This is a genomic window from Paenibacillus sp. Y280 (assembly GCF_056786335.1).
In genome coordinates this window covers 1-11722 of sequence record NZ_JBXCIW010000043.1, presented here as the reverse complement: position 1 = coordinate 11722, position 11722 = coordinate 1, and the positions used below count along the sequence as shown (strand labels likewise).

The window sequence follows — 11722 nt, the reverse complement described above, 5'->3', positions numbered from 1 at the left end:
GAGTTCACCTCATAGGTGTATTTTGAAAACAGCAACAAACGAGCTGTTATCTCTATTTTACTCCATAATACTCTTTCAATCTATGGAAATCAGATATTTATATCACGGATTCAGGATTCAATAAACTTATATTCTTTTATATAGTATTTATAAATAACCTTTTAACTTTTAACTCTGACTTAGCTTACGTCTTAAGGCAAAGGTTTGATTACTCCATTAATTCATGAGCATCCGAAGAACAAGCACGACAGTAAGGTTATTATTAGGTATCTTAAATTTGATGATCCACTTTTAAAATATGTGATTAAAATGACAGGATTTTTTATCGGAATAAGGATAGAATTAGTATAGACTATACAGGTGCGCTTTAGGCAATTTTTTAATATCAGGAAGGGGAACTCAAGGATGAGAGGGTATGAAATTACAAATGTCAGAGCAGCGGATAATTTTAAGCTTTTTTTAGAATTTAAAGAAATCGGCAATATGAGCTATATTGAATATCGTGTGTTTGATGCAAAAGAAAAACTTTCCGACAAAAAACCTCCTTTATCTGATTTAACAAAGGATTTAGCCTTATTCAAGATGGCGCATGTGATTCCATACACTGGTACAGTTGGTTGGAATGATGATATTGATATTGCTGTTGAATTTTTATACGAGAATAGCGTATTGATTCCGGGTTAGCAAGGTTAAAACTTGTGTAGCTACAGATTAAGCAAGCAAAAGATACTTGTAGATAATTCAATTGTAGAATGTAGTAGTATACAGGCAGCTGGGAAATGGCTTAAAGAGCATTCTCGTGATACTAAGAAGAGGTTTGCTAAAATTGAAGCCGGGTATTTGTATGGTAAGCATTGGTCTATTAACGGTACAACGCACTACTTTACAACGGATGAAGCTTTTCGGAGTGAAAGAATTAAAGAGAAGGCAGGAGCTATGTTATTCCACCTTCTCTTTTTGTTTGTTGAAGCCTGAGACATATTACCTATTCCATCGTATAATTAATGGAATAAGAGGGAGTACGATAGTAACTTGGAATAAAAATGTGGCAAATAGCATATGTCAATTATGCCTTGATCCTGCACCTTTTTCATGTGAAAAAGGGTATCCGTATTTATTAATGAAATGATAATAGATGAATATGGGGAGGGCTTACATGAGAAAAGATGCGATTTTAGATAATACACAACAATATCGATATTGGCTGCTACGTGAATGGGACACATCCTTGCCAAAGATGGTTTTTGTAATGCTTAATCCAAGCACAGCAGATGCGAATGTTGATGATGCAACGATAAAAAGATGTATCAATTTTGCGAAAGCATCTGATTACGGCTCGATACAGGTTGTTAATCTGTTTGCATACAGAGCAACAGATCCTGAAGAACTAAAAATTACTCAAATTAATCCTGTTGGTGAATTAAATGATAAGTATGTCCTTGATACATGTAAGAATGCTGATATGATAATTGCGGCATGGGGAGTAATCGGCAAACTAAATTCAAGGAACATTCACGTCGAAAATTTAATAAGCACTAATGGCTTTGATTTGCATTGTTTGGGGGTTAGCACCAGAGGCTACCCACGTCACCCATTGTACCTTAGAAGCGATGCGAAGTCGTTGTTATATAAGGCAAGGGTTAAAGAAGTAATTGAGCTAATTCCAACAGTTAAACGGAGAATTGTAAGTCGTGAAGGCATTGATCTGAAGACCATGAGTGATTATCAGTTTCATAAAGATGTTATGGAAGATTAGATATAGTCAGAAAGGCTGATTTTCGTGAGCAATCTATTCATTTTTACATTTTCTTTAGTTGCTGGTTCACTAATAATGCTGGTATTGAACTTAATCTTTTATGGAAATAGTTTTGCTACAACGATACTAGCAGCATCAACTGCAATCAATTGTTATTTTTTAATGACTACGTATAAAACAGAAACTAAGGAAGCATTAAAGAAGATATTTTGGCGAGAATAAAAATTCGCTTTCAAGGGGGCTTAATATGATCCGAATTACCAATATTGAAGAGTTCAAGAAGTATAAGGTTAGAGAAGGTTATTTTATTATCACTCTGATATATTAAAATTGGCGGTCAAACTGACAACGACTTTGACACGCCAATACTTCTTATGTAATATTATTTGGCATCGAAATTGACAACCGAATATTTAAGGATTACATATTCGGAAATAACTTTTGGAATGAGAAAAACTCTTGTCAACTCGAGTGTCAATTCATGTATCATTGCTTTTCAAAACCAGGCATCATCTGATTACCATTAAAAAAAACAAGAGACCCCTGTCGGTCTCTTGTTTCATGTTGTCTTAATCCGAATTTAAAATATCGGCTATATTGAACCGATATCCATCAGGAAGTTTGTCGTGCTCCCTTGAAATAGTTGCACGAAGACTCTCTCTACCTTTTATAACTACTTCATTCTTTTTTATTTGGATAGCGCCAAAGCTATACGGCATATAAAATGTATCAATTTTATCAATGTTGACCACGCCAGTTTTTTTAGTTTGGAGGTCAGTTATTTTTAAACTAAAATCCGCTTTAGCGTTATGGCTTGGTGGTACTTTATATACTACTTCAGCCTTGTATTTGTCATTGCATACTTCTTTATAGATTAATTCCATCGCTGTACCATTTGTTTTAATGGTGGATACAACAGATTCTATTTTTTCACTGTCCAAGTGGTCAAAATCCGCGATAAGCCGTAGACCTTCACATAAACTTTCAAAAAGTAATTTTGATTTCATATTTTCATTTGAAGCTTTAAATAATACTAAGTTAAGTTTACAATACGTGCCCCTATGCCAATCCTCAAAATATAATGTTTGTTTGGCCTCTTCAAGCGTACCAGCAACTTGGAAATATATTTCTTGATAGCCAGGAGTCATTATTTCAGCGTTTCTTAATAAATTACTGAACAATTCAGAGTAAATGTAACTATATGGAGATAAATCTTTATGGTTCTCAAATGAATCATATATCCTAACACCCATCAATTTCTTTGATTTTGGTTTTGGAGTATCTCTATACCTCTCAATAAGAAAGTCAACTCGTTTTACGTTATTGAAGAAAAGAGTCTCAGGTTCTTTTTGAGCATAAAATTCTAACTCTTCTTGGCTTACAGGTGCAATGGATAATAATTGATTGTAGTCAGCTAGTAGTTCATCCATATGAGAATCTACAGGGTCAGGATCAATGGATTGGGTAAGTTTAATGGCATCACTTATCCTCGACAACGCTTTTCGAAAATCAGAAATATTAATGGAATCAATGCTTTGAAACGAATCAGTTAATTGAACATCAGAATATACTTTGTAAGTCCTTTTTGCTTTCTCTTTTGCTTTCTTCGCTGCGTTATTAATAAATACAACATCTATACATTCATAAGTTTCGCCGTGGAATTTCCCAATTAGATGTTCGTTTAAAAAGGTTTCTAATAATTTCAACGAAGCATTTTTTTCTTCTTTAGTATCAAGGTCTTTATAATTAATTATGAATCTCATAGCTTTTCACCTACCGCAAACAATATAACTCCTAAATATACATTCTACGTGTACCAATCAACTACCTTTTCACACACACAAAAGAGCGCTAATCCTATTGTCAATTGACAAACCAAAAGGTCTGTCAAACTATCATTTGCACCTTAAAACGTAACGCTTTATAAGTAGCCGCTCCTTCTTTTATATCCGAATCATTTCATTTGTTTGTTCGTTAAGTGCATATTGTTCTATTCCTTTAAATAGTTCAATGCTTGTCCTCTTGAGTGCAAATGGATTATGAAACAACTTAAAGCTATAATGGAATCCCTTTTCAGTAAGGCGATTCTCAAGTGTTGCTACAGCACTGATTCGTGTGTTGCGATGTGGCTGGAACAATCCAGAAGCTTCAAATCGTCTCTCAGGCGTATCGGACAAATTAGAGCTATTTACAGATAAGACTAGTTTTTCTTCGCCATACAACGCTTCTATGATTCCTGAATGATAGCTGTGGGTGATTGGAATCCTCATATCACCTGAAAAGATGAGTAGATTTGTTTTGTTCCTGTCTAGTTGCTTATTAGCAGCATCTTTAATTGTCTTTCGAATGCTAAGCGCATCATTACCGCTCCATACAATATTATCAGGTTCCTTGATAGGAGATTTTACTTCAACAAAGATATCATCTGAACCAGTATGAATAGTAAACTCACCCTTAGTATTGTTTTTGCCTTTAGGATGGAATGAGATTTTATGCCCTTTACTTTCTACGTAATAAGCTGCCATTAGTTCATTCTTTGCTTGAAAGAAGGTACTCCAGGCGTTGGACATTAGACGGTTGCGTAAATCATCGTCCATTATCTCATGTCTAAACGCTACCTCAAGATACTTATCATATTCAGCTTGCCTGATTAATGCCCCCTCATCAGAGGCAGTAAGGAAGTATGGGACACCTTCTGGTTTTTTCATTCTTGCTAACTGCAACCGCAAATTATTTAAGTACGATTCCCCATATAATCTAATAATATTATCCATTGTTTCAACTCCTTGTTAGGAAGATGTGTAAAGTCCATTTAGTAATAAACTTATCAACAATTTTATAACTATATTCTCCATACATAATCGTTATAGGAAGGAATGCTTATACCTATCGTATGATTTGTCGTAATTTGAGACATATTACCTATTATATCGTATAATTGCTGGAAGAGGAGGAAGTAATAATGAAGGTTTGTACTAATTTCGAATTGAGGGACTAATGATGGCAAATGAAAAGTTTGTACGTAGATTAGCTAGCTTGTTCCTAGTTACAATGATACTCACAGTAAATATAAACATTTCTGTAGCATCAGCAGTCCAAACTAAAAAGACGCAAAGTTTTAAAGACACCTCTGGTCACTGGGCTTCTGACGTGATTGAAGTTATGTATAAACGAGGTGTAATTAATGGTTATTCTGATGGTACATTTAAACCAAACGCAAGTATAACTAGAGCAGAATTTTTGAAAGCTATGATAATTGCAATGGGGATTAAAGTTACTGATGCAGATACTGACTTTGTTGACGATGATGGTTGGTACAGAAAATATTTAGATACCGGTTTAAAAAATGAAATTCTTGCAATTGTAGATTATCCTAATGCTATGTTTAAACCTAATCAGAAGATTACAAGAGAAGAAATCGCTAGAATTGCTGTTAGGACTATTGGAGAAGGTGAAGACGAAAAGAATGCTGCTAAGTATACGGAATATGCTTGGATGTGTGAGAGGTTGGATATACTGGAAGGTTATCCAGACGGAGGTATGGGTGGGAATAAGCTTGCAACAAGGGCTGAAGCAGTAAGGATTCTTGTCAATACAATAAGGGCAAAAGTTCCTACCTCAGTTCCTAATTATCCTTATTCTATGAATGGATTATATGTGTTAATGAAGTCTTTGCCCAGTATTAAAGGTAAAGTTTGGAAATCTTACAATACTGGTGGTGTAATCGTTAATGTAAAAGACACAGAACGAGTGGAAGATAGTAATATGGCAATTGAGTACGTAGCTGAATATAAATTTACTTCTCTAACAGTTTGGGAGAGTTCTAGAGATTCACGACTTATTGTTAAAGATATTTTGAAACATTACTATCCAAAGTCTAATGAGAAGATTTATGCATCGTATTTGAAGATTTTAGAACTTGATTTCGAGGATGATCGCAGTGATATCGAAGCGAAGTATGATGGACGTACAATAGTTATTTATAAGGGGAATGATAATGAAACTGTTGTTTTCCGCATAGGAGTTTAGTAATTCTGTCAATCATCTAATCAAATCCTTCTCTCAGATCGGAAATGACTTTTTTGTAATAATATCTCAGTAAGCCTATTAAAAGATTTAAAGTAGCAGATCAGGTTGCTTAAAATACTAGGTTTATTGATAAGTTTAGAAGGAGGTAATGAGTATGAATGCTAAGCTTGCCTGTCCTCAATGTGGGTGTGAGGAGATTGGTTGGGGTAGATTAACAGGTGATGCCAAACTCTTGCCAAAAGATAAGGTTTTTACGTTTGGGTCAACTGTGAGGGCTGAAGTATGTACTAATTGCGGTCTAATTGTTTCTATGAGAGTCGAAAATCCAGAGATATTTAAATGATAGTGAAGGTCTGATGAAAGAGTTGTCTAATTGGTTTAAGTGAGGGAGATGTTTGTGAATGCTTGATTATGATGATGAAGACCCGAAGGAAGTAATGAAAGATTTACTTGATGTTGGAGAAACAAAAAGTTTGGGGTATCTTCCTCTAGAAACCCTAGAATGGTGTGAAGTTAAGGTGGAAGATATGATTGAATTTGCTGAACAAAATAATTTAAGATATAAGATCTATAAGGAATCTGAATGTAATGTAGAAAGCGGCCAACTGGTCGTATTTCATGAACAGATGCTTATGGAGATATTAACTAAGTACAAAATAATTCTTGAAGATGCCAGTGTTCCACTTGACGATGTAGAAAAGTATGTCGATTATATTTCAAATCATCATGTTAGTGGAAAGGCGTATGAAGTAGTTGCTAAAACTTTTAATGACTATCGTTACAGAGGAATAGATATATAGGAAATAAATCCTGAATTTTATGAGATAGAGAGGATGGGATTGCATGAAGAATCTATTAAAGCTTTTATCTTCAGCACTTCTTTTTCATGAATACTGTCACGCAAGGATACTACTGAAAAGTGGACAAAAAGTATTTATTGTCATTGGAATATCTAAGAAAGAAAAAAGCAAGAAGTTCCTAGAAGATTATTTTGTGAACAGTGAAGACTACACACAAACAGATACCCTATATACTATCCCGATTTATAGACATAGAAGTATTTCAAAAATTAAGTCAAGTGGTATAGCGGATGTCGATAATCGAAAATTACTTGATGACAAACTTATTGTCAAGGCACTAAAAGCCCCTATGAAAATAGGGATGACAATGCTTATTATTTGTATGGTACCAGCTATATTTTTAGGTTGTGTTGCAATACAATCACTTAGTTATTTACTTTTATTATCTGCTGCTTTGTTTACCTATTTCTCTATTTTTGGTTTGTGGGTATCTGCTGGTAGCGCCAGGGATCGTTACTATATAAGGAATTTAAAAGAGTACAAATATAAGAAAAATGGTTAAATCCATAGAAGTTCGCTTTAAACAGGAATGGAGTGAAAACGTGGCTGGTAAAAGCATTTATGTTACTGAAAAAAAACTTGAGATGATAGAAAAATAAGAAGGTGCGATAGATGGATTGGAAAACGTTATTAACAAGTACTGTGATCAGCGCTGCACTCACTGGTGTCGTAGGAATTCTGATAAAAGGTCATCTTGATCGAAAACTTGAAAAGGATAAACAAAGGTTTGAAAAAGAGAAAATGATTAACTTAGCTGAGACTCAAAAGGATATTGAGTTCTTAAAATCAGAGGTTGGACAATTAAATACTCTCAAACAAAAGAATCTTGAGTATTATCACTCAATGCATCAGTTTGCTCAGAGCAAAAGAGTGGAGGCAATTGAAAGCATATGGAATGAATATCTTGATCTTAGAAGATTCATATCACCCATATTAAACTTTTATTGTGTTCTAGTTCCCTCAGAATACTTGACTGTTATTGATGAAATTGAAACGAAAAATACTTTTGATCTTAATTCTTTGAATGAACGAGAACTTCCGAGGAGTTTGGACACTATTCAATTGCTATTTAATCTTGAAACAAGACGACCATTTATTGGTGAGCTATTATATTACAAATTCAGGTCGAGTGTCATTATTTTGGTGAGACTTAGGTTGAAGTTTTCTGACATGATTAAGAAAAAAGAAATTTACTTATGGCATGAAGATAATCTTTTACTCGATCACATACAGATTGTATTTAGCAGCGATACAATTAAACAAATCCCATTTAATATTAATAATCCTGCAAGTCTTATCTCGACAATGAGTATGATTGAACTTGAATTGAATAGAGCAATTGGAAGTATTGTATCAGGTGAAGTTAGTGCAGATTTAAGCCTTGAAAGGGTTAAAAAAATTAATCAAGGCTTCCTATAAAATGACGATTTGAATTGGTGTAATATTTATGAACAAATCCAATGTGTTTGTTAACTTCTGTGCTGTAATAATATTATAGTCTGAAGGAGCAGGAAAAACTTTCCTTTATGTCGAAAGATGTAGGACTAAGGGAGGAATGATTGGCAAATGAATGTAATTGGTATTAGGGTAGCACCACAAGTAATACATTATACAATTATTGAACAAAATTCTGAAGGATGTATGTACAATTCAAATAAAATAATAATTCCAAAGTCTCTTGATGTTCCAGAAATGTTGGCTTATATCAGAACTTCGTTATTTTCAGTCTTAACTGAGTTTAACATAGAGCAAGCAGGAATAAGGATTACTGAATCAATCTCGCTGAATGTTAGCATTACAAGAATATATCTTGAGGGCGTCATTCAAGAACTTCTAGCAAATTGCAACGTCTCTAAATACTATCTTGCTAACATTAAAAAATTGTCTATTTTACTAGGAGTAGAAATAAACACTGTAACAGGCTTCATAGCAGGTGAAAATAATTTTCTAGAAGTAGAAAAAACTCCTAAGTCACATATAGAAATTAGAGAAAGCATCTTGACTGCGTTTGCAGCTCTAGAGTTATGAGGTATAAATTATGTTCATTGTGACTGAATTAACATTTCAAATTTTAGATGAGATAGGTGGAGAAGGTTTGAATTCTAAAGCCTTTCTTGCTCATGATCCTCAATTAGATGCTCAAATAGTGGTTAAGAGGATAGATAAAACTGATTTTACAAGACAGGATGATTACTTTAAAGAGGCTAGGATACTATATAACTCAGAACATCCAAATGTGATGCCAGTTCAATACGCCTGCCAAAAAGATGATTATATATATCTGTCAATGCCTTTTTATAAAAATGGCTCTCTAAATTCGTTAATGAATACAAGATTTTTGACTGTTAGAGAAATCATTAAATATTCTTTGGACTTTTTAGGTGGTCTTCATTATGTTCATACTAAAAGATTAATACATTTTGACGTAAAACCTACGAATATAATTATTAACAATTCCAATAAAGCAATATTGACTGATTTTGGACTTTCAAACTATGCAGATATATACGGTTTTGCTAATTGTGAAAAAGTATATCCAACACATTGGGTGCCAGAATCATTTTTAACTAATAAATTAACTTCCCTTTACGATGTATATCAGTGCGGTTTAACTTTGTACAGAATGTGTAATGGTAATGAGGATTTTCATAATCAAGCTACTGTTGTTAACAACTCTGATTTCATTACAAATGGTGTGTTTCCAGACAGGAAGAAATTTCTGCCCCATATTCCTAAGAAATTAAAGAAGTGTATAAAGAAATCACTTGAAGTTAACCCTGATGACAGATACCAAACAATATTGGATATAATGAATGAAATTAGTGAAATAAATGAGAATCTAGACGTTCAGTATAGTGTAGATAACGGAAATGAATTATGGTCACTTGACAAAGGTAAGACAATAAAAAATCTCCATCTGTTACCCGATAGCAACTCATTGTTTAAAATTGAGGGATATACTTACAGTAAAGCAGCAGGAAGACAGACTCGAATTAACGAATATTTTGTTGACTCCTTGAATAAAGATCAAGCGTATAAAAAAGTCGAAGTGTTTTTAAAGAGCCTATAGCGATCATATGTTCTGCTGTGTTATAATTTGAATAAAGGGGGAGGCTGATTTTAAATGAAAAAGTTCATTATTAATAAAGGACTCACTCGGCAAAAATTAGCAAACCCTTTTATCCTTGACACAATGCAGGATCGACTAAAGAATGCCTCAGCAATTGATTTAAGAGATAATTTCACACTAACCAGACTAACTGATGGATATGATAAAATTGAACCGATAGATCGTAATAAAAAGTTCTAGTTTTTTTCAAAAAGTCACTCTCCAGCAGAGTGGCTTTTTTGTTGTTATTGAATAGGTTGGATGAAGTAACTGTTACTATTTTTTTAGCTTTTATTCTTCTTCATTTGAAAAATAGAAAGATAACGTAAAGTTAATTTGAGAGCGTATTTAAAAGAAGGACATAAAATGAAAATCAGCTTCGATTAAAAAACATACAAAACGCTTCTTATCAGATTATCTTCAACAGTTCCAAAAGCGATGGTTTGTGAGACATCTTGATGAGACACTCAAAAGTTTAAAGATAATACGTTTCTCAGAACGAATTTGTATCAAAACTCATATCACAATCTATGTATCTTTAAATACCGTTTAATGGTACAATTATCCTACATTGTTATATGTGGGAGATGATATAGTGATTATTGGGTATGCGAGGGTGTCAACAGCAGATCAGACATTGGACTTACAGATTGACGCTTTGAATAAATATGGAGTCAAGAAGATATTTCAGGAGAAAGCAAGCGGAGCTAAGGACAATAGAGAACAGTTGCAAATTGTTTTGGATATACTTAGTGAAGGGGATACGCTTGTAGTTTATAAATTGGACAGATTGGCACGTTCTACAATTAAATTAATTCAGGTGCTTGATGATATTCAAGCCAAAGGCGCTCATCTAGTTTCTGTTAATGATAATATTGATACTACTACGGCAGCAGGGAAAGCATTATTTGGAATGCTTGCTGTATTTGCGGAATTTGAACGTAATATTATTATTGAACGTACGCAGGCCGGTTTAAAGGCAGCCAGGGCGCGTGGTCGTAAGGGAGGTAGACCTTTGAGCGACCAGACTAAGGTTGCTAAAGCATTAAAACTATACGATGCAGCATCACATACAGCAAAGGAAATAGAGGAATTAACAGGTGTCAAAAGGGCCACATTGTACAGAGCAATTAACAAACGTAAAGAAGTAGTGGGAAGCTAAATCTAGTTAATTCATTGCTTTATCGTCTTCAATGGATCTGCCAATTTAAGTGATGTTAAACAGCATTATTGAGATAATCTAATTAAAGAAGTTGATTATGATACATATTCTGAGGTAGAGGAATAGTCAATTCAATTGTTGCCATGCTTAAACACAGAGCATGGCTTTTTCTATACAATCATCACGCATAAAGCTTTTTTGATAGTCAAAGTAATAACTTAGATATAAAATGGAATTAGTTGTTAATGATTCTATTATGGGATGAGTTTTAGAAAAATCGATTAGTGTGTTTGGCTTAGAAAAACAGTATTCAGTTCCTCAGTGATTCCTTATATACCTAGAGAAACCTTAATTTTTAATAGTAAAGCACCATCTAGACCAGTTGCTTTCTCCGCATTTATCAAAATGTCTGACTAGCATTCTCAAATTATTTGAACAGTTGGTTAGCTGCATGAAGCATTGATAAAACTCCACTTTTAAAAGACATGTGTCTCTAGGATAGGGGGGCGGTGGTTTCTACCTTTCAGATCAAAAGCTGTTTCATATTAGGGGGTAGCACATCTGAAACTCGAATATTTGATATTTTAAAAGCTGCTTGCAAAAAAAGCCATTACTCCAACAGTGAGTAATAGCTTCTTTTTTGTTAAGTTACAAGATCATGTAACTTAGCTGTTTTCTATATTTTATTTTGGCTCTTCGCCACTAGCAATTATTTAGGCTGAAATGACTGCTTTACACTTCCAGAAAACCTATGAAAACCCGGTATAAAAGGGGCAAAGGGAGCCCCGTCGCTAGAGTATTGGTTT

The 11722-nt window shown here is 33.9% G+C and carries 13 protein-coding genes; 11 read left to right on the top strand and 2 right to left on the bottom strand.

Annotated features, from left to right (window positions below; translation table 11 throughout):
* The first annotated feature begins 405 nt into the window (after window positions 1–405).
* The gene (locus AC1TPC_RS26460; RefSeq protein ID WP_482069713.1) at window positions 406–684 is read left to right on the top strand and encodes a hypothetical protein; all 279 of its coding nucleotides are present in this window, start codon (window positions 406–408) and stop codon (window positions 682–684) included.
* Between the two features lie 472 nt (window positions 685–1156).
* The gene (locus tag AC1TPC_RS26455) at window positions 1157–1756 is read left to right on the top strand and encodes a DUF1643 domain-containing protein (protein ID WP_482069712.1); all 600 of its coding nucleotides are present in this window, start codon (window positions 1157–1159) and stop codon (window positions 1754–1756) included.
* A 569-nt stretch (window positions 1757–2325) separates the two neighbouring features.
* Here the strand turns inward: AC1TPC_RS26455 and AC1TPC_RS26450 are convergent.
* Window positions 2326–3519 (bottom strand): hypothetical protein, encoded by a 1194-nt coding sequence (locus AC1TPC_RS26450; protein WP_482069711.1) that lies wholly within the window; start codon window positions 3517–3519, stop codon window positions 2326–2328.
* Between the two features lie 180 nt (window positions 3520–3699).
* Window positions 3700–4530, bottom strand: a complete 831-nt coding sequence (locus tag AC1TPC_RS26445; protein ID WP_482069710.1) for a hypothetical protein — start codon at window positions 4528–4530, stop codon at window positions 3700–3702.
* A 223-nt stretch (window positions 4531–4753) separates the two neighbouring features.
* On the opposite strand from AC1TPC_RS26445, the gene AC1TPC_RS26440 reads away from it, so the two are divergent.
* The 9 genes from AC1TPC_RS26440 to AC1TPC_RS26400 all read left to right on the top strand — a co-directional run bounded on the left by AC1TPC_RS26440 (window position 4754) and on the right by AC1TPC_RS26400 (window position 10916).
* On the top strand, window positions 4754–5785 hold the full coding sequence (locus AC1TPC_RS26440) for an S-layer homology domain-containing protein (protein WP_482069709.1): 1032 nt from the start codon (window positions 4754–4756) through the stop codon (window positions 5783–5785).
* 154 nt (window positions 5786–5939) lie between these two features.
* Window positions 5940–6128 (top strand): transcription initiation factor TFIIIB, encoded by a 189-nt coding sequence (locus AC1TPC_RS26435; RefSeq protein WP_482069708.1) that lies wholly within the window; start codon window positions 5940–5942, stop codon window positions 6126–6128.
* Window positions 6129–6186: 58 nt separating this feature from the next.
* A complete protein-coding gene (locus AC1TPC_RS26430) occupies window positions 6187–6585 on the top strand; it encodes a hypothetical protein (RefSeq protein ID WP_482069707.1) in 399 nt (132 codons plus the stop codon).
* A 43-nt stretch (window positions 6586–6628) separates the two neighbouring features.
* On the top strand, window positions 6629–7147 hold the full coding sequence (locus AC1TPC_RS26425; protein ID WP_482069706.1) for a hypothetical protein: 519 nt from the start codon (window positions 6629–6631) through the stop codon (window positions 7145–7147).
* A gap of 110 nt (window positions 7148–7257) precedes the next feature.
* Window positions 7258–8064 carry a hypothetical protein gene (locus AC1TPC_RS26420; RefSeq protein WP_482069705.1) on the top strand — a complete coding sequence of 269 codons (807 nt, stop codon included), beginning with the start codon at window positions 7258–7260 and terminating at the stop codon, window positions 8062–8064.
* Window positions 8065–8211: 147 nt separating this feature from the next.
* The gene (locus AC1TPC_RS26415; protein WP_482069704.1) at window positions 8212–8673 is read left to right on the top strand and encodes a hypothetical protein; all 462 of its coding nucleotides are present in this window, start codon (window positions 8212–8214) and stop codon (window positions 8671–8673) included.
* Window positions 8674–8683: 10 nt separating this feature from the next.
* Window positions 8684–9715, top strand: a complete 1032-nt coding sequence (locus AC1TPC_RS26410) for a serine/threonine-protein kinase (protein ID WP_482069703.1) — start codon at window positions 8684–8686, stop codon at window positions 9713–9715.
* Between the two features lie 54 nt (window positions 9716–9769).
* Window positions 9770–9955, top strand: a complete 186-nt coding sequence (locus tag AC1TPC_RS26405; RefSeq protein WP_482069702.1) for a hypothetical protein — start codon at window positions 9770–9772, stop codon at window positions 9953–9955.
* Window positions 9956–10349: 394 nt separating this feature from the next.
* Window positions 10350–10916, top strand: coding sequence for a recombinase family protein (locus AC1TPC_RS26400; protein WP_482069701.1), 567 nt, complete (start codon window positions 10350–10352; stop codon window positions 10914–10916).
* Window positions 10917–11722 lie beyond the last annotated feature (806 nt).